At 62.4% G+C, this 16,831-nt stretch carries 16 protein-coding genes, 2 tRNA genes and 5 pseudogenes; 17 read left to right on the top strand and 6 right to left on the bottom strand.

The genetic code is table 11. The features are described 5' to 3' along the window. The first annotated feature begins 11 nt into the window (after window positions 1–11). Together pqqE and AC1DVR_RS02240 are read left to right on the top strand one after the other, a co-directional pair. Window positions 12–1,148, top strand: coding sequence for a pyrroloquinoline quinone biosynthesis protein PqqE (pqqE, locus tag AC1DVR_RS02245; RefSeq protein WP_477999285.1), 1,137 nt, complete (start codon window positions 12–14; stop codon window positions 1,146–1,148). Next, window positions 1,145–2,071, top strand: a complete 927-nt coding sequence (locus AC1DVR_RS02240) for an alpha/beta fold hydrolase (RefSeq protein WP_477998889.1) — start codon at window positions 1,145–1,147, stop codon at window positions 2,069–2,071. Before pqqE ends, AC1DVR_RS02240 begins: the two co-directional genes overlap by 4 nt. A 298-nt stretch (window positions 2,072–2,369) precedes the next feature. On the opposite strand, the gene AC1DVR_RS02235 is transcribed toward AC1DVR_RS02240, so the two are convergent. From AC1DVR_RS02235 to AC1DVR_RS02225, 3 genes are all read right to left on the bottom strand, one after another. Continuing rightward, window positions 2,370–2,446, bottom strand: a tRNA-Arg gene (locus AC1DVR_RS02235). 54 nt (window positions 2,447–2,500) lie between these two features. Then, entirely contained in the window at window positions 2,501–3,853 is a 1,353-nt protein-coding gene (locus AC1DVR_RS02230) for a sensor histidine kinase (RefSeq protein ID WP_477999284.1), read from the bottom strand. Window positions 3,854–4,157: 304 nt separating this feature from the next. Continuing rightward, window positions 4,158–4,889, bottom strand: a complete 732-nt coding sequence (locus AC1DVR_RS02225) for a TVP38/TMEM64 family protein (RefSeq protein ID WP_477998888.1) — start codon at window positions 4,887–4,889, stop codon at window positions 4,158–4,160. Window positions 4,890–5,159: 270 nt separating this feature from the next. On the opposite strand from AC1DVR_RS02225, the gene rpmH reads away from it, so the two are divergent. The 9 genes and pseudogenes from rpmH to AC1DVR_RS02180 form a co-directional block, all read left to right on the top strand. Beyond that, window positions 5,160–5,294 carry a 50S ribosomal protein L34 gene (gene rpmH / locus AC1DVR_RS02220; RefSeq protein WP_168776515.1) on the top strand — a complete coding sequence of 45 codons (135 nt, stop codon included), beginning with the start codon at window positions 5,160–5,162 and terminating at the stop codon, window positions 5,292–5,294. Between the two features lie 44 nt (window positions 5,295–5,338). After that, window positions 5,339–5,755 (top strand): ribonuclease P protein component, encoded by a 417-nt coding sequence (gene rnpA / locus AC1DVR_RS02215; RefSeq protein WP_477998887.1) that lies wholly within the window; start codon window positions 5,339–5,341, stop codon window positions 5,753–5,755. Between the two features lie 10 nt (window positions 5,756–5,765). Next, the gene (yidD, locus tag AC1DVR_RS02210) at window positions 5,766–6,032 is read left to right on the top strand and encodes a membrane protein insertion efficiency factor YidD (protein ID WP_477998886.1); all 267 of its coding nucleotides are present in this window, start codon (window positions 5,766–5,768) and stop codon (window positions 6,030–6,032) included. A 203-nt stretch (window positions 6,033–6,235) separates the two neighbouring features. Continuing rightward, window positions 6,236–6,325, top strand: a tRNA-Ser gene (locus AC1DVR_RS02205). 421 nt (window positions 6,326–6,746) lie between these two features. Beyond that, window positions 6,747–7,499, top strand: a pseudogene (locus AC1DVR_RS02200) (DEAD/DEAH box helicase family protein); the annotation flags it as partial. Next, window positions 7,498–7,752: a hypothetical protein gene (locus AC1DVR_RS02195; RefSeq protein WP_477999294.1), complete on the top strand. Its 255-nt coding sequence runs from the start codon at window positions 7,498–7,500 to the stop codon at window positions 7,750–7,752. The pseudogene AC1DVR_RS02200 and the gene AC1DVR_RS02195, both read left to right, overlap by 2 nt. 314 nt (window positions 7,753–8,066) lie before the next feature. Further along, window positions 8,067–8,459 (top strand): antibiotic biosynthesis monooxygenase family protein, encoded by a 393-nt coding sequence (locus AC1DVR_RS02190; RefSeq protein ID WP_477998885.1) that lies wholly within the window; start codon window positions 8,067–8,069, stop codon window positions 8,457–8,459. A gap of 3 nt (window positions 8,460–8,462) precedes the next feature. Then, a pseudogene (locus AC1DVR_RS02185) lies at window positions 8,463–9,062 on the top strand (recombinase family protein). An 85-nt stretch (window positions 9,063–9,147) separates the two neighbouring features. Further along, window positions 9,148–9,363, top strand: a pseudogene (locus tag AC1DVR_RS02180) (IS6 family transposase); the annotation flags it as partial. Window positions 9,364–9,557: 194 nt separating this feature from the next. Here AC1DVR_RS02180 and AC1DVR_RS02175 read toward each other — a convergent pair. After that, window positions 9,558–10,337 (bottom strand): response regulator transcription factor, encoded by a 780-nt coding sequence (locus tag AC1DVR_RS02175; protein ID WP_477998884.1) that lies wholly within the window; start codon window positions 10,335–10,337, stop codon window positions 9,558–9,560. Between the two features lie 102 nt (window positions 10,338–10,439). Between AC1DVR_RS02175 and AC1DVR_RS02170 the strand changes: the two genes are divergently transcribed. The 6 genes and pseudogenes from AC1DVR_RS02170 to AC1DVR_RS02145 form a co-directional block, all read left to right on the top strand. Then, on the top strand, window positions 10,440–11,543 hold the full coding sequence (locus AC1DVR_RS02170; protein ID WP_477998883.1) for an ABC transporter ATP-binding protein: 1,104 nt from the start codon (window positions 10,440–10,442) through the stop codon (window positions 11,541–11,543). 32 nt (window positions 11,544–11,575) lie between these two features. Beyond that, window positions 11,576–12,721: an ABC transporter substrate-binding protein gene (locus tag AC1DVR_RS02165; protein WP_477998882.1), complete on the top strand. Its 1,146-nt coding sequence runs from the start codon at window positions 11,576–11,578 to the stop codon at window positions 12,719–12,721. A 4-nt stretch (window positions 12,722–12,725) separates the two neighbouring features. Then, window positions 12,726–13,577 carry an ABC transporter permease gene (locus AC1DVR_RS02160; RefSeq protein ID WP_477998881.1) on the top strand — a complete coding sequence of 284 codons (852 nt, stop codon included), beginning with the start codon at window positions 12,726–12,728 and terminating at the stop codon, window positions 13,575–13,577. A gap of 7 nt (window positions 13,578–13,584) precedes the next feature. Further along, window positions 13,585–14,397 (top strand): ABC transporter permease, encoded by an 813-nt coding sequence (locus AC1DVR_RS02155; RefSeq protein WP_477998880.1) that lies wholly within the window; start codon window positions 13,585–13,587, stop codon window positions 14,395–14,397. 11 nt (window positions 14,398–14,408) lie between these two features. Next, window positions 14,409–15,167, top strand: a complete 759-nt coding sequence (locus AC1DVR_RS02150; RefSeq protein WP_477998879.1) for an SDR family NAD(P)-dependent oxidoreductase — start codon at window positions 14,409–14,411, stop codon at window positions 15,165–15,167. After that, window positions 15,151–15,396: pseudogene (locus tag AC1DVR_RS02145) on the top strand (recombinase family protein); the annotation flags it as partial. The gene AC1DVR_RS02150 and the pseudogene AC1DVR_RS02145, both read left to right, overlap by 17 nt. Window positions 15,397–15,563: 167 nt before the next feature. Here AC1DVR_RS02145 and AC1DVR_RS02140 read toward each other — a convergent pair. After that, window positions 15,564–16,325: a sulfite exporter TauE/SafE family protein gene (locus tag AC1DVR_RS02140; protein WP_477998878.1), complete on the bottom strand. Its 762-nt coding sequence runs from the start codon at window positions 16,323–16,325 to the stop codon at window positions 15,564–15,566. A gap of 387 nt (window positions 16,326–16,712) precedes the next feature. Next, window positions 16,713–16,831: pseudogene (locus tag AC1DVR_RS02135) on the bottom strand (integrase core domain-containing protein); the annotation flags it as partial.

Below are 16,831 nucleotides of genomic sequence, written 5' to 3'. Positions count from 1 at the left end.
CAGGCTTTCAACTGGTGTCCGGGCCGGGCCAAAGCCCCGCCGCGACCTATGGCATACCCTTGGCCGTGCTGGCCGAAGTGACCCACCGCTGCCCGCTGCAATGCCCCTATTGTTCGAACCCGCTGGAGCTCGACCTCGCTTCGAACGAGCTTTCGACGGCGGAATGGTTCGCCGTCATCGACGAGCTGGCCGAAATCGGCGTCCTGCAGATCCACTTCTCGGGCGGCGAACCTGCGGCGCGCAAGGATCTGGTGCAACTGGTGCGAAGGGCCAGCGATGCCGGGCTTTACACCAACCTGATCACCTCGGCCGTGATGCTGAAACGCGAGAAGGTGGCGGAACTGGCCGAGGCCGGGCTGGCCCATGTGCAGATCAGCTTTCAGGGCGCCGAGGCGGAGCTTGCCGACCGGGTCGGCGGCTACCGCAACGGCCATGCCCGCAAGCTGGAGGTCGCCCGCTGGGTGCGCGAGATGGAGATGCCCCTGACGGTGAACGCCGTGATGCACCGCCAGAACCTGCACCAGCTGCCGCAGATCATCGAGATGGCGGTGGAACTGGATGCCGCAAGGCTGGAGGTCGCCAATGTGCAATACTACGGCTGGGCCCTGAAGAACCGCCATGCCCTGATGCCGACCCGCGCTCAGATGGACACCTGCACCGCGCTGGTCGAGGAAGCCCGCGAGACCCTGCGCGGGGTGATGGAAATCGACTATGTGATCCCCGACTATTACGCGCAGCGCCCGAAGCAGTGCATGGGCGGCTGGGGGCGGCAGTTCTTCAACATCTCGCCCTCCGGCAAGGTGCTGCCCTGCCACGCCGCCGAAACCATCACCGGCATGACCTTCGACTCGGTCCGGTCGAACAAGTCGATCCGCTGGATCTGGGCCCATTCCGAGGCTTTCAACACCTATCGCGGCACCGGCTGGATGCCCGAACCCTGCCAAAGCTGCGAGTTCAAGGAGGTCGATTTCGGCGGCTGCCGCTGCCAGGCCCATGCGCTGACCGGCCATGCCGGCAACACCGACCCGGCCTGCGCCAAATCGCCGATGCACGCCGCCATTTTCCAGATCGCCGAGACCGAGGCCGGCGAGGATCGCAACCGCTTCCTCTATCGCAACTTCTCGGGCGGGGCGCTGGAGGCCGAGTGAGCCGCGGCTTTCACCTGAGCGTCGGCGACGGCCACGCCCTGTGGGTGGAGGCCTATGGCAACCCGGCCGGGGTGCCGGTGCTGTTCCTGCATGGCGGGCCGGGCTCGGGCTGCAACCCAAGCCAGCGGGCGCTGTTCGATCCGGCGCGGCATTGGGTGATCTTCGTCGACCAGCGCGGCGCCGGACGCAGCCTGCCCGCCCGGTCGCGCGAGGTGAACACGACCGCGCATCTGATCGCCGATCTGGAACGCATCCGCGCGCATTTCGGCATCGCACGCTGGCTTGTGGTCGGCGGGTCGTGGGGCGCGACGCTGGCGCTGGCCTATGCGCAGGCCCATCCCGCTCCGGTCCTGGGACTTGTCCTGCGCGCGACCTTCCTTGGCACTATGGCCGAGCTGGACTGGGCCTTCGGCACAGGTCTTGCCACCTTCCACCCCCGGCTTCACGCTGCACTCGCCCATCAGCTGGGCCGCGACGGGTTGCTGGCCACGCTCTGGGCGCAGATCCTTGACCCCGATCCCGCCATCCATGCGCCGGCGGCCCGGCTGTTCCACCAGATCGAAAGGACCCTGTCCGAACTGGTGCCCCCCGCCGAAAACGCCGCCGATGGCGCCGCACTGCCCGCCACGCCCTTCATGGAAGCGCATTACTTCAGCCAGGACTGCTTTCTGGCACCGGATCAGCTGCTGCGAGAGGCCGGGCGGCTGAAAGGGATTCCCGGCCGCATCGTGCAGGCCCGCTATGACCTGCTGTGCCCGCCCGCCACCGCCCACAAACTTCTGGCACATTGGCCCGAAGCGCGGCTGACCCTGGTCGAGGCCGCAGGCCACAGCCTGGCGCATCCCGCCATCGCCGCAGCCGTGACGGAAGCGGTCGCCGGATTGGCGGCAGAGGTTACCCCGCCCGATCCTCCCTCCTCCTGACGGGGTCCGGCCTGCGCCGGAACCGATCCCGGCCTTCTGCGTTGTCCCAGAGATCAAGAAGGAGGTCATCATGAAGGGCATTGTCGCCTATCTGCTCGGGGTTCCGATCGTCGTCATCATCCTGCTTTACGTGTTTAACGTCTTTTGACCCCGCCCGCCCGGGAGCGGCCCTTCGGGGCGGCAATCGGTGAATTCTGTTGAACCACACTAGCCAAGGCGACAGGCATCCAGTGCTGCGCCTTGGGACCGCGCCAAATCAAAAGGGCTTGAGTGTTTCCACTCAAGCCCTTGAATTCTTTGGTGGACCCGGAGCGATTCGAACGCCCGACCCTTAGATTCGTAGTCTAATGCTCTATCCAGCTGAGCTACGGGTCCACTGTGCGGCGGGATTTAGCGGCAGTTGCCGGGCATTGCAAGGGCGAAAGCGCATCAATCGTTCTGATCTGCAGGACCAACCGCTTTTGGCAGCCGGATCATGAATTCGGTGCCCTGCGCATCTGAGCGCAGAAGGTCCAGACGACCGCCATGGCCGCGCACCAGTTCGGCCGCGATGGCGAGGCCAAGGCCGGTGCCGCCCGCCCGCGCGCCGCCCTGGAAGGCCGCGAACAGATGCTCGCGAGCCTTTGGCGGAAGGCCGGGGCCGGAATCGCCAACCCTGATCCACCATTCGGTATCGGTCTCGCCGCCGCCAAGCTCGATCACGCCGTCCTGACCCGTGGCCTCGATCGCCTGCCGGGCGTTGCGCACCAGGTTGGAGACGACCCGGTGCAGCTGTTCGGCATCGGCGCGCAGCGCGAGTCCCTGCGCCACATCGATCAGACAGGCGACCGGGCCGGTGCCGATCGGACCCAGCCCCTCGCCGTCGACCAGATCCTCCATCCAGGGCCGCAGCGCGAATCGGGTCAGGCGGGGCGGCGCCTCTTCGGCCTTGCCAAAAGCGAGGGTCGATTCGCAGAGGTTCACCGCCCGGCTGATCGAATTCACCAGCTTGGGCGCGGCGCGGGCCACGGCGGGGTCGGCGCTGCCTTCGATCCGGTCGACGAACAACTGCGACGTGGTCAGGATGTTGCGCAGGTCATGCGCGATCTTGGCCACGGCGCCGCCGAGCTGCGCCAGACGTTCCTTCTGGCGCAGGGCGCCGGTCAGCTGGGTCTGCATGCTTTGCAGCGCCTCCTCGGCCACGCGCAGCTCCACCACGCCCGCCGTGGGCTCGATGACGCGGCGGGCATCCTCGGGCGCCTCGGCATAGGCCTGCATGTGGCGCACGACACGGCGGATCGGCAGCACCATCAGCCGCCGCACCGCCATGAAGAGCAAAACCGCCGTCACCGCCGAAATCAGCGCCGAGACGCCAAGGATGCGCAGGCCGTAATCCAGCATCGCGGTGCGCAAGGGTCCCGACTGCATGGTGATCTCGATCAGGATCCCGCCATCCTGCACCGGATAGCCGATGATGCGGATCACCTCGTCCTTGGTCTCCACCAGGGCCTGGGTCGCATCGCGGATCAACTCCCACGGCCCTGCCTCGCGCAGATCATAGGTCGCAGCGATGGGCGAGGGGATGGTCGAGGACAAGACCAGCTGCCGGACCTGATCACGACGCAGCACGACGTTGTAGACCTCGGCATTCTTCAGCAGTTCCGCCTCAAGCTCGGGCGAGACCATGCCCGGCGCCGCCAGCTGCGCCAGCGAGGCGATCTGCGCCTCTTTCAGCCGAGTCAGCAGGAAATCGGCCCGAAAGCGCGCCACCGAAGGAACAAAGATCATGACTTCGGCCAGCATGACAAAGGCGATTGTCAAAAGCAGAAAACGCCCTGACAGCGTATTGAGGAAATTGCCTCTGCCTCGCACCCGATCCGAACCCCTGAGTTGGGTCAGGCCGCTTGCGCGCCCGACCTTCGCTTTGCGCTATCGACCTGGCCTAGGGCTATCAAAGCGGCGCAGATAAAAACAGGCTTCTGCGCGCCACCGGCTGATTTCGCCCCATCTAGCGCCCGGTTGCTCGATATTTCCCGGTTTTTGCGCGCCTGCAAGCCGATATGGGCCTGCAAGGCCTGCACCGCAAGATGCCGGTGCCGGGCGAACCTCAGCCTTTGCGCCGATAGTAAAGCTTGACCAACAGGGGGGCCACCGCGAGCAAGACAAGCCCCAGCAGCGGCAAGGCGAATTGTGGGGTCAGAAGGATATGCAGATCCGGGTGCTCGCCGCGTTCAAAGACGCCACCGAGACCGGCACCCAGCTGGGTATAGACCAGATCCGCCGGGATCACGCCGATGAAGGTGGTGATGGCAAAGGTCCAGAACCGCACCCCCACCACCGCGGGCACCAGATTGGCCACGAAGAACGGCATCACCGGAATCAGGCGCATGGTCAGAAGCACGGTGATCTGATGCTCTTTCAACGCGGCATGCAGCTTGGCCATACCGCCACCGCGCGCCTCGATCTTGGCGGCAATCTCGTGGCCAAAGCCGGTCCTGGCTGCCGAGAAGACGATCAGCGCGCCCATCGTGGCCGAGATCACGTTGTAGAAGACCCCCGGAAACAAGCCGAACAGAAAGCCCCCCGCCAGCGTCAGCACCAAGGCCCCGGGAATCGAGATCACCACGACCAGCGTGTACAGCGCGATGAACCCCAGACTCGTCGCGACATAATGCGCATCGCGCAGCGCGATGAGTTCCTGGCGGTGCTGCTCCAGCCGGTCAAAGCTCAACCAGTGGCGGAAGAAGACCAAAGCCACGACAGCCGCCACCGCGATCAAAATGATCGGCGCACGCCTGATGCAACAGGACGCGAAGCTCGGGGTCGGGATCATTGTCATTGTCATTCCTGGGGCCTGCCTTACATGAGCGTTAACACCGGTCCATTGCTAGAAGCTTCACGCGAGCTTGATCTTCTGAGGGCATTGGATCGGCAAAAAAGTGACGTCAGCCTCCGCCGCGCAGCCTGACAGCGGATGATGTCAGAAATGTTGCCCCTAAACGGCCCGCTGTCGTTGACTTAGGGCAAATCCCTCCTTAAAGGACGGGCCTCACGTTGAAGTGCCATCCGAATCCATACGGGTTTGGGGCGAAGTCTGATGGAGATCGCGATGAAGCGTACGTTCCAACCGTCGAACCTGGTTCGCGCCCGCCGCCACGGCTTCCGCGCCCGGATGGCTACCAAAGGTGGCCGTCTTGTGCTGAATGCCCGCCGCGCCCGTGGCCGCAAGAAGCTGTCGGCCTGATTTCTGCCCGGCTCCCCTGTGGGAGCTGGCTGATGGAGGCTCGAATGACACCGCCGAGGCCCTCGGAGATCCGGGATGTTTTGCCCGAGACCGAGCCGCCTGCGGCGGTTTTGTCATATGCCCTGCAGGTCCTACAACACCGCGCGGATTTCCTGCGCGCCGCCCAGGGCCGCAAGGCCGGGACGGGCGGCTTTCTGCTGCAGGCACGCCCGCGTGGCGATGACACAACCACCTGCCGCGTCGGCTTCACCGCCTCCAAGAAGATCGGCAACGCCGTCTTCCGCAACCGGGCCAAGCGCCGGATGCGCGCCCTGGCACGCGAGATTCTGGCCCCCCTCGCCCGTCCGGGCTGGGATTACGTCCTGGTGGCCAAGCCGAACGCGACGGTCAGCCGCGACTACGCCCTCTTGCAGGACGACCTGCGCGGGGCCATCTCACTGGTGCACAAAGACCGCAAGTGAGCCTTCGCCCATGACGCCCGGCGCCTATCTCCTCTCGCTCCCCGTCCGCGCCTACCGGCTGGTGCTGAGCCCCTATGTCGGGCACGGCTGCCGCTATCAGCCGACCTGTTCGGTCTACGCCCTGGATGCCTTGGCGCGGCACGGCGCCCTGAAGGGCGGCTGGCTTGCCCTGCGCCGGATCGGGCGCTGCCACCCCCTGGGCGGCCACGGCTACGACCCCGTGCCCGGCGCCGACCCCGCCCACGACGCCAAGACGCCCCCGCAAACACGCCCCTGACCCGACCCTCGCCAAAACGGCGCTTGAGGCCTTGCCCCCCCCCGGTCCAATGCCGAAACTGGCCTGCCTGGAACAGAACCCCAACAGGTTCCATCGCCCTCAGAATCCCCCCCGGCGAAAAACAGGGGCCGGCATGATCCTGCCTCACAAATCCTTGGCCTTTCCCCTTGCCCCCGGGTGACGCACCCTTTAAAGCGATCGGCGGAGCTGTGGCCGAGTGGTCGAAGGCACACCCCTGCTAAGGGTGCAGACGGGGAACCGTCTCGAGGGTTCGAATCCCTTCGGCTCCGCCACTTGCCCTTGAGAAAGCGCTCTCCGCTGGCATGACTGGCCGAATTTTGTCGTTATATTCGGGGGTTATACGGGAAAAGCTAAACACTGCGCTTAGGGCGGGACGCCTGAAATGGCTCTCTCTCGGCGGGTATTCTCCAAAGCCGACGACTGCGCGGATTTTGTGTTTAGCTTTAAGTGTCTGTTTTGTAATGGAAAAGTATTGAAGTCATTTTGGTGGTTTGTGGAATCCACCCGCATTTCGGAGACGACCGGCGTCGAACTGTTGCCATCTGAGACGCGCTCCGATCCGCATTCCTGGCAACACGCTGGCCAAGCCCCAAGTCGGTTTCCGAAGTTGCCCAATTCTGACTACAGTCTTATCAAAAAACGATTTTTTGGCATTTTTCAGGATGGCGTACCGCTCGAGCAGGACGCCACTTCATGGAAAAGCATGCTCTCAGTGAGCGCGACATTTGCACGAAATTCATTACTCCGGCCCTGCGCCAGGCAGGTTGGGACGAAATCACCCAGATCCGGGAAGAGGTCAGCTTCACCAAGGGCCGCATCATTGTGCGGGGCAAGCTGGTCAGCCGGGGCAAGGGCAAGCGGGCCGACTACATCCTGTCGGTCAAGCCGAACATTCCGCTGGCGCTGATTGAGGCGAAGGACAATAAACTGTCGACCCAGGCCAAGACCATCGAACGCGCGGATGGCACCAAGACCGATCTCACTTTGGCCTTGGACAAGAAACGGCGGATCGACCCATCCTACGAAATCTATCTTGGCCTCTACCAGGCGATCACCGGCCCGGACGAAAGCCAGAAGATCTTCCGCGCGTTCTCCCCTGACTTCTTCGACTTGATCGTCATTGACGAATGCCACCGCGGCAGTGCCGCCGATGATGCGGCCTGGCGGGAAATCCTCGACCATTTCTCGTCGGCCACGCAGATCGGCCTGACCACCACGCCCAAGGAAACCGAATATGCTTCGAACAGCGCCTAGTTCGGGCGGCCGGTCTACACCTATTCCTTGAAGCAGGGCAGCCGGGATGGGATCCTGGCGCCCTACAAGGTCATCAAGGTTCACATCGACCGCGACATATCTGGCTATCGCCCTGAACAGGGACAGCTGGATCGCGATGGGCAAGAGGTCGAGGACCGCATCTACAACAACAAGGACTTCGACCGAACGCTTGACCCCGGCCTCGCGCTCGCGCCTGGCCATCCAGATGAGCGACCGGCCGAAGCCCTGGGAGGTCAGCACGGAGCCGGTCACGCGGATCGTCATCCGGCCGCAGTTCGTCGGCCCCAGAGCCCGCGAGGAAGGGGAGGCCGAGCGCATCATCGACGTGAGCGCTATTCCAGCACAGGATTCCGGATTTCAATTCAACGTCTTGGGCTACACTGCTCCCCACCTTCGATGTACACAACTGCGCAACGAACGTTAGGCAGTTGTTAACACCGGGGAATGTCAGGGCAATGGTGCTGGCAATTGGATCACGAGATAGGGTCCTCGCCGTCCAACGACGTCACGACTTCCCGTCGCGTCCTGATCTCCCCTCCATGTTGAGTAGCTTTTTGCGGTTGGCAGCCCTATTCTTCAGCGGGCGCAGCGAATGATGCCGGTGGAATCCGACAATCAGGTCCTGCCATGGAGGAGCCCTTGGGGCACGGTGACTGCCATGGCGATAACGCCGTCTCTTTTGATCGATCCGACGGGGCAGATCGAAGGACGGCCTCACATTCTTATGGGGCTTTCAGAATGAGCGAGACCTCGGGCCCACTGGGCTACTACGCGGTGATTGCGACCAGCACTCTGAAACCGATGTCGGCCGATATGCGGGCGCGTTACCTGGCGATGACCGACCGAATGCTGGAGCTTGCACGGCTGCAGGAAGGGTTTCTTGGCAGAGAGCATGCCCGTGATGACAACCTGGGTATTTCCGTAAGTTACTGGCGCACGACCGCGGCGATCGAGGCCTGGCGCAAGGATGCCCGCCATATGGCCGTCAAGGAATTTGGCAGAAAGGATATCTACTTGAATTGGCAAATCCGCATTTGTCGGGTGGAGCAGGAGTACGGAAATGTCTCAAAGAACGTAGTTGCTTCACAAGCAACGCGGTCCCCGCCGTCTGACAACTCCGCACAGGGATAGGTCATGGCGCCGAGGTTCATCGCCTATGAGCGGGTCTCCACGGCAAGGCAGGGCGCCAGCGGTCTCCGTCTGGAAGCGCAACGCCAGGCGATCGACAGCTTCGCCACCGCGAAGGGTACCGAAGTCCTCGCCCGCTTCACCGAAGTCGAGAGCGGCTAGAACCCCAACCGACCGCAACTCGTCGCGGCGATCCAGCTGGCCCGCCTGACCGGCGCCACGCTCGTCATCGCCAAGTTGGACCGACTTTCCCGCAATGCCGCCTTTCTTCTGACCCTGCGCGACAGCGGCGTGCATTTCCTCGCAGTCGACATGCCGGAGGCCAACGACCGGACTGTGGGCATCATGGCCCAAGTGGCTCAGGCCCAGCGAGAGGCAACCTCCCGCCGTACCAAGGAGGCCCTGGCGCCAGCCAAGGCGCGCGGTGTCAAGCTCGGCAACCCCAATGGGGCCGAGGCATTGCGACGCGCTGGGAAGGGCGCAGTGGCTCTCACGACGGCGGTGAGTGCTAATGCGGATCGGTTTGCAGGAGGATTGGTGGCGGTTTTTTTGCTATTATCCGGGGCGAAGGACACACCACACTGCTTGCGATGGCTGCGGAACTGAACCGGCGTGGGATGAGGACGCGGCGCGGAGGCCAGTGGCAGGTGTTGAATGTAAGGAACCTAATTGGACGGTTGGTCCGACTGGGCTGAAGAACAGGGTGGAGAATTCGAACCAACCGTTCCGAAGGCGCGAACGGGTGATGCTTCGCTTCAATCAGATGCGAACGCTGCAAAGATCAGTCGCCGTCCACGCCTGAGTTCGCAAGCTCTTCAACACGTAGCACCACCCAGAAGAACGGCAAAATTTCAAGACAAACCGCGCCGCTCCTCTTGCCGCGTGGCGCCATCTCTGCCCAGCATGAGCGGCAGCGTTACTGTCCGAGTGGATGTCTCGCGCTGCCACCTCTGCCCACGCAGCTGACGCGCCATCTGGCATCATCGCGTCGCCCATCAGGACGGGGAAATGTCGCCTTAAAAGCGCGAAACCTGGGTCAGGCTCCAAGCCGAGGTACCATAGTGCGTTGTGAGGCCGAGCGCGAAGCCGGAAGCCACGTTGTCAGCCATCGCTCAGGGTCTGGATGAAACGTGAGAACAGTTCCCCTTGCGACGAAATCCGCAGCTTGGAATAAACGTTGCGTCGGTGGATCCGTACCGTGCCAGAGGTGATGCCCAGGATTTCCCCGATCGCCTCAGCGGAATGCCCCTTGAGCGTATGCTCGACAATCTCGCGCTCACGCGGGGTTAAGATGCCTTTTCCGAAGCTGGCGAAAGATTCCTCTACCTTTGCCTCTTTGCCCGACGGCTCCACGATTTGCATCGGGTCGCTCAAACCCGCCCAGTGCTGACGCGCCGCAGCACGGACCACCGGCTCCAGTTCCTGCAAGGCGCGCAGATCCCGTGCGGAAAAGAGCTTCTCCGTTCGCATGAGCGATAAGGTGATGCAGATCGAAGGCGCAATGTCGATGAAGAAGGCGATCTCCTCGGCGAGCCCGGTTTTGGCGTAGTAGCTGCGGTAGTATTCGCCCTGATAGAAGCGGTCTGGTGCCAGATCACGCATCCGGTAAAGGCCGGGTGACACGGGGCGGCTGGCGGCCAGATAGAAGGGGTCCAAAAGGTAAGGCCCTTCCAGGTAGTCAGTTACGAAGATCTTCCGCCTGCTGGTCGGGAAATCGTCGAAAAGACTCAGGGGCCGCGCCGCGCCGCGATAGCCGAAGATCACGGTATAGCTGTAGGGCGCTGCCGTCCGCAGAAGCTCGGCCAGCGCGATCGGAAAGCGTTTTGCCCCGATTGCATCCACCAGTTGCCCTGTGGCGGTGAAGAGTTCAGCTCTGTTCATTTTCTCGGTAGCACACCAACACTATGCCATTTGTGGTATATACAATGAATGGGCGATTTTCTACGCTCAAACCCAATTCAAAGCATAGGCGTGGATGGGTGAATGCCCGACAAGAATAACCCGATTGCCGAGTTGCGGAATGCGTCCAAGCATTTCGGTGAGATCGTGGCTGCCGATGACGTCTCCTTGTCCATCGGTCGCGGCGAATTTCTTTCCTTTCTTGGGCCTTCTGGCTGCGGCAAGACGACGGCACTGCGGATGCTGGCGGGGTTCGAGGTGCCGACCTCGGGCGATGTGCTGCTGGATGGCCAGCGGGTGAACGATCTGCCGCCGTATCGCCGCCCGGTGAACATGGTGTTCCAGCACTATGCGCTGTTTCCGCATCTGAGCGTCTTTGACAACATCGCCTATGGCCTGCGTCAGCAGCGCCCGCGGCTTGCGCCAGCCGACATCAACCGTGCGGTCGAGAAGGCCTTGGAGACAGTGCGCCTGCCCGGTTACGGCAAACGCCGGACCTATGAGATGTCGGGCGGCCAGCAACAGCGGGTGGCCCTGGCACGGGCCATCGTGAACGAGCCAAAACTCCTGCTTCTTGATGAGCCCATGGCGGCGCTTGACAAGAAGCTGCGGCGCGACATGCAGATCGAATTGCAGACCCTGCAACGCCAGCTTGGCATCACCTTTGTTCTGGTGACCCATGATCAGGAAGAGGCGCTGTCGATGTCGGACCGCATCTGCGTCATGCAAAGCGGCAGGATCGTGCAAGTGGGGACTCCGCGCGAACTTTATGACGCGCCAAAGACCCGCTATGTCGCGGATTTCGTGGGAAAAACCAACTTCTTCGACGGCGTCGTCACAGTGGCGGGCGAACCCTGTCGTCTGGCCGTTGCCGGTCACACGATTTCGGGCACCTCGACCCAGGCCCTGGATGTGGGCAAGGCCGCTTCGCTTTGCCTGCGTCCCGAACAGATCACCTTGCAACGCGCGTCAGGCGATCAGGCCGACCGCATCAGCCTGCCCGTTACGATCGCCGCCCGCATCTTCCTTGGGGAACACACCGAATACCTCGTCCGAAATGCCGATCTGGGCGAGTTCCTCGTTCTGGTACCACGGCAGGCCGAAGCGCTGGAAGGCGCGTTCGAGCCGGGTCAGGCAGCCTATTCCACGTGGCGCGACGGGGTCGGGCTGATCCTCGGCAAAGACTGAACAGAAACGACAAAACAACTGGGAGAATGAACATGACTGACGGGAATGACTTCATATCTCATGACAAGCTCATGAACGAGGCGATGCGCTGGAAGCGCGGCTCGATCTCGCGGCGGCACTTTCTGGGGGCGACGGGGCTGGGCATGGCCGCCACGGTGATCCCGGGCCTCATGGGCCATCCTGCGATGGCCGAAGGCATCGGCGACCGCGTGGTGCTGGCAAGCTGGCCGAACTATCATGACCCTGCGGATTTCGACAGCTTCAAGGCTGCGACCGGCGCTGCGGTGGACCTGAACGTCTTCGGATCGAACGAGGAGATGCTGGCCAAGCTGCAGGCCGGCGGCACCGGCTGGGACGTCTTCGTGCCGACCAACTACACGATCAGCACCTATGTCCAGCTTGGCCTGATCGAGCCTTTGGACATGTCCAAGATCCCGAACTATGACCCGGCTTCGTTCGACCCGCGTTTTGCCGGTCCGGGCACTGTCGACGGCAAGATCTATGCCGTGTCGAAAGACTGGGGCACCACCGGGATGGCGACCAACACCGCCAACAACAACGGCAAGGCGCTCGGCAGCTGGAAAGAGTTCTGGGACATGACCAAGGCCGAATTCTCGGGCCGGACCACGGTGCATGACTACCAGCTGACCACGATCGGCAGCGCGCTGAAATATTTCGGTTATTCCTTCAACTCGATCGACCCCAAGGAACTGGCCGACGCCGAGAAACTGCTGATCGAGGTCAAGCCGCACCTCTTCGCCATCACCTCGGACTACCAGCCCGCGATGCGCAACGGCGATGCCTGGCTCTGCATGTGCTGGACCGGCGACGGCAAGCAGCTCAACCGCGACATGCCGGAAATCGTCTATTCTCTGGGCAAGGAGGGCGGCGAGATCTGGAGCGATTTCTACGCCGTTCCCGTCGGCGCGCCGCACCGCGAGGCGGGATATGCGTTGATCAACTATCTGCTCGACCCAAAGATCAACATGAAGGAAACGCTGTTCCACGGCCAGCCCGTCGCGGACAAGCGCGTCAATGCGATGCTGACGCCGGAACGCCTTGCGGACCCGATCCTTTACCCGCCGCAAGCCCTGCTCGACAATCTCGAATTCGGCGCCGCGCAGACCCTGACCAACCCGGACCGCGCCGAGCTGATGGCGCGCTTCAAGTCGGCGTAAGACGATGAAGCCACGATACCGGACAGCTCTGTTCCTGTTGCCTGCGGCGGCATGGTTCATCACCATGCTGGTGCTGCCCCTTATCGTGGTCTTCGTCTTTTCCTTCGGAGCGCGGGGGCCGGCAGGAGGCTACGCTACCGCATTCAACCTCGACAACTACTTGAACCTGGGCGCCCGTTGGGCCGCCTTCAAGAACACGATGGTGCTGGCCCCGGCCGGCACCATCGCCTGTCTTCTGATCGCCTATCCGCTTGCCTATTTCCTGGCGATCCGGGCCAGCGCGAAATGGCGCACCCTGCTGCTGATCCTGGTGATCGTCCCTTTCTGGACCTCGATCCTGATCCGCAGCTATGCTTGGATCTTCCTGCTTGGCGGCAGGGGCCTGCCGGCCCTGATTGCCGCCCTTGGCCTCGGCCATATTCAACTGATCAACACGCCGTTTGCTGTACTGATTGGCATCATCTACGGCTACCTGCCGCTGATGGTCTTCCCGATCTATGTCAGCCTGGAACGGTTGGACAAACGCCTGCTCGAGGCGTCGAGTGACCTTGGCGCGCCGCCGGTCAACACGTTCCTGACCGTTACCTTGCCGCTGTCGATGCCAGGCGTGGCGACCGGCTGCATGCTGGTCTTTATCCTGCTGATGGGCGAGTTCCTGATCCCTGCCATGCTTGGGGGCGGTAAGGTTTTCTTCGTCGGCAATGCGCTGGTTGACCTCTTCGTGCAGTCGCGCAACTGGGCCTTCGGCTCCGCAGTCGCGGTGGCATTGGTCTTCGTCATGCTTGTCACCGTGACCGCCTACATGCGCTTCACACGCCGCTGGGCCGGTGGCCGCGACGATATATCTTTGATGTGAGAGAGAAATGCGCCTGTACGCCCTCGCCGTGTATCTCTTTCTGTACGTGCCCATCGGCATCATCGTCCTGTTCTCTTTCAACGCCGGCAAGGCCGCGAGCCAGCTTCAGGGCTTTTCCGTGCAATGGTATGGCAAGGCGCTGTCCAACACCTTCGTGACCGAGGCGTTTCAGACCAGCCTGACCGTGGCTTTGTCCTCGGCCCTGCTTGCCACCCTCTTCGGCACGATGGCCGCGCTGGCCCTGCAATCGGTCAAGGGCAAGCTGCGCGCAGCCTTCGATGCGATGATCTACGTCGCCATCATGGTCCCCGGCATCGTCATCGGCATCGCCACCCTGATCGCGCTGGTGACCCTGTTCGACTGGCTGAACCCGATCCTCGTTGCGATCTGGCCCCTCGCCAGCGCCGCGCCACAATTCTCGCTGGGCTATGGCTCGCTGATCGCCGCACACGGGCTTTTCTCGATGGCGCTGGTGATCATCATCGTCCGCGCCCGTGTTGCTGGCATGGACCGCTCGCTGATCGAGGCCTCTGCCGATCTTGGCGCCACCCCGTTCGGCACCTTCCGGCAAGTCACCCTGCCGCAGATCTTCCCCGGCATCCTTGCCGGGTTCCTGCTGTCCTTCACCTTCTCTTTCGACGATTTCATCATCGCCTTCTTCGTCGCCGGATCGAAGACCACCCTGCCGATCTATGTCTTCTCCTCGATACGCCGTGGCGTCACGCCAGAGATCAACGCGATCGGCTCGATGGTTCTGGCCGTGTCGCTTTGCCTGCTGATCACCGCGCAATTCATTCTGCGGCGCGGGCAGGCCAAGTGATGAAAAGCGCCATGATCCTGCAAGACCGCGTCGCCTTCGTGACTGCCGCCGGCGCCGGCATAGGCCGTGCCGGGGCATGTGCCATGGCGGCAGAGGGAGCAAACCTGATTGTGACCGACCTGGACCCCGCACGGGCCCGGGAGACCGCCGACCAGATCATGTCCGCAGGCGGAAAGGCGGAAGCTGCCGGCCTCGACGTGACGGATGACGTGGCTTTGACGGACGCAATCCTGCAGGCCGCGGAACGTCATGGCCGGCTGGATATCCTGCACTCCCATGCCGGCATTCAGATACCGGGCCGACTGGACCAGGTGACGGCAGACCAGATGGATGCATCGTGGCGGGTGAACGTTCGCGCGCATTTCGTCGCCGCCCGTGCCGCCATGTCGGTCATGAAAGGTCGGGACAAAGGGTCGATCATCATCACCGCGTCCAATTCCGGGGTACAATACGACCGCGAGATGATTGCCTACGCCACCACCAAACATGCCGTCATTGCGATGGCCAAACAGATCGCCGTTGACTATGCCCGCTATAACATCCGCTGCAACGCGCTTTGCCCAGGATTCATCGACACTGCATTCAACGCGGGTTTCGAGATCCAGATGGGTGGACGCGCTGCGCTGGATACCTATGTCGCAGGCTCAATCCCGATGAGCCGCTTCGGCACGGCAGAGGAAATCGCCGACGGCATAGTATTTCTTGCCTCTGATCGCTCTTCTTTCATGACCGGTCACGCGCTGGTTATTGACGGTGCAGAGTCGCTTTAGAGACCTCGTGTCGGCACGGCTGACCGGGGCCACACTCGTCAACGCCAAACTCCGCCGCCTGTCGCGCAACGCCGCCTCCCTCCTGCCCCTGCGCGACAGCGACGTCCACTTCCTCGCCGTCGACATGCAGAAGGCCAACGACCTCACCCTGGGCATTATGGCACTCGTTGCGCAGGCCGGGCGAGAGACAACCTACCGCCGTACCAAGGAGGCGCTAGCGGTCGCCATGGCGTGCGGTGTCAAGCTCGGCAACTCCAACGGGGCCGAGGCTCGCAGACGCCCTCGGAACGGCGCTGCGGTTTACATGCAGCGAATAGTCCTTTTTTCGCTGCACTGCAGAAGGCGGCTCCAGACGCAAACTGACAAATACATCGCAGGCGCTGAACGTCAGTTTCCCTACCCCAATGCATACCAGCCGCTCAATGCCAGACCAGTTACTATCACGCCCCAGCGGATAGCTTGTTGCGGAACGAGCTTTCCTACCCGCACGCTGGCCCATCCGCCTGCGATACTCGCACAAGCGACAACGAATACTGACGGCCAATCCACTGCACCAGAAACTATAAACACGATCACCGCGAGACCTTGCATCACGCAAGCCAGCACATTTTTTGCCGCGTTCAGCCGGTGAAAGTCGCGCCCCTCCGTCAGCGAAAGGGTGGCGAGCATCATGATTCCCATGCCCGCCCCAAAATAGCCGCCGTAGATGGCCACGGCCCCTTGCAGGGCTGTAGCACTTGGGCCGGGCCCACTACCTGCGGCTCGTCTTGCAGCCAGTTTTTCACCGACGCCTGCGATCTGGGGTGAAAAGGCAAAAAGGACAGTCGCAAAGAAAATGAGCCATGGGACCAACGCTCGAAACACCGATGGATCGGTCGCCAGTAGCAAAACTCCTCCGGCGGTGCCGCCCAAGGCTGACGCGATAATAAAGGGAAGCAGACGTCGCGCGACTGCGCGCAGCTCCGTCCGATATGCGAGGGTCGATGCAATCTGCCCTGGCAATACAGATATTGCGCTTGTCGCGTTTGCAGTGATGGGAGGCAGTCCGGCTGCGATCAGAGCCGAGAACGTAAAAATTGTCCCGCCACCGGCAAGGGCATTGACTGTTCCAGCGGCGAAGCCCGCACCCAGAAGCAAGATGAGCGTAGAAAAGTCCAAAATGTCATTCTCCTTTGGCGGTCTTAAGAAACCAATTGCTGGCCTCGGTCTGGCCGGCAAGCCAAAAAACGACCCCGGACGAACGGAAGATTTAGAGACGCTTTATCAAGGGGATCCTGAGCATACGACCCTCCGAATGACTGATAGGCTTCTCCTTTGCTTACTCACCGCCACTTCAACAGTCTCATCCTCTGCGGTGGCAAAAGCTTTGAGACGGCAAATTACTGCCGCGAGCCCGAATGACTGGTTCTAGGGTCATGCTGTGACCCCCAATGCTCACCCAGCTGAGGCCAGAGTCGGCGGTTGAATTTGGCGCGATTGCGCCGACGGAGCAATGGGCGATCTGCGCAGCGGTTCAAATGCGCGAAGCTGATCGCCCATTGCGGCGAGTTGGGCGGCAAAGGCCGCCGGGGTCTGGTAGCCGAGGGCAGAATGGGGCCGCTCGGTGTTGTAAGTGTGGGTCCAGCGCGCCACGGCTTCGCGGGCATGGTCGATGCCGAAGAACA

The organism is Rhodobacter sp. P2_H5 (genome assembly GCF_056403335.1).
This window is presented reverse-complemented; position numbering and strand designations above follow the sequence as displayed.

Excerpts from the sequence above, each read along its gene's own strand:
- AC1DVR_RS02170 (WP_477998883.1), top strand. The coding sequence starts at position 10,440 with ATGCCCGACAAGAATAACCCGATTGCCGAGTTGCGGAATGCGTCCAAG.
- AC1DVR_RS02230 (WP_477999284.1), bottom strand. The coding sequence starts at position 3,853 with ATGCTGGCCGAAGTCATGATCTTTGTTCCTTCGGTGGCGCGCTTTCGG.
- rnpA (WP_477998887.1), top strand. The coding sequence starts at position 5,339 with ATGACACCGCCGAGGCCCTCGGAGATCCGGGATGTTTTGCCCGAGACC.
- rpmH (WP_168776515.1), top strand. The coding sequence starts at position 5,160 with ATGAAGCGTACGTTCCAACCGTCGAACCTGGTTCGCGCCCGCCGCCAC.
- AC1DVR_RS02190 (WP_477998885.1), top strand. The coding sequence starts at position 8,067 with ATGAGCGAGACCTCGGGCCCACTGGGCTACTACGCGGTGATTGCGACC.
- AC1DVR_RS02155 (WP_477998880.1), top strand. The coding sequence starts at position 13,585 with ATGCGCCTGTACGCCCTCGCCGTGTATCTCTTTCTGTACGTGCCCATC.
- AC1DVR_RS02225 (WP_477998888.1), bottom strand. The coding sequence starts at position 4,889 with ATGACAATGATCCCGACCCCGAGCTTCGCGTCCTGTTGCATCAGGCGT.
- yidD (WP_477998886.1), top strand. The coding sequence starts at position 5,766 with ATGACGCCCGGCGCCTATCTCCTCTCGCTCCCCGTCCGCGCCTACCGG.
- AC1DVR_RS02160 (WP_477998881.1), top strand. The coding sequence starts at position 12,726 with ATGAAGCCACGATACCGGACAGCTCTGTTCCTGTTGCCTGCGGCGGCA.
- AC1DVR_RS02165 (WP_477998882.1), top strand. The coding sequence starts at position 11,576 with ATGACTGACGGGAATGACTTCATATCTCATGACAAGCTCATGAACGAG.
- AC1DVR_RS02150 (WP_477998879.1), top strand. The coding sequence starts at position 14,409 with ATGATCCTGCAAGACCGCGTCGCCTTCGTGACTGCCGCCGGCGCCGGC.
- AC1DVR_RS02175 (WP_477998884.1), bottom strand. The coding sequence starts at position 10,337 with ATGAACAGAGCTGAACTCTTCACCGCCACAGGGCAACTGGTGGATGCA.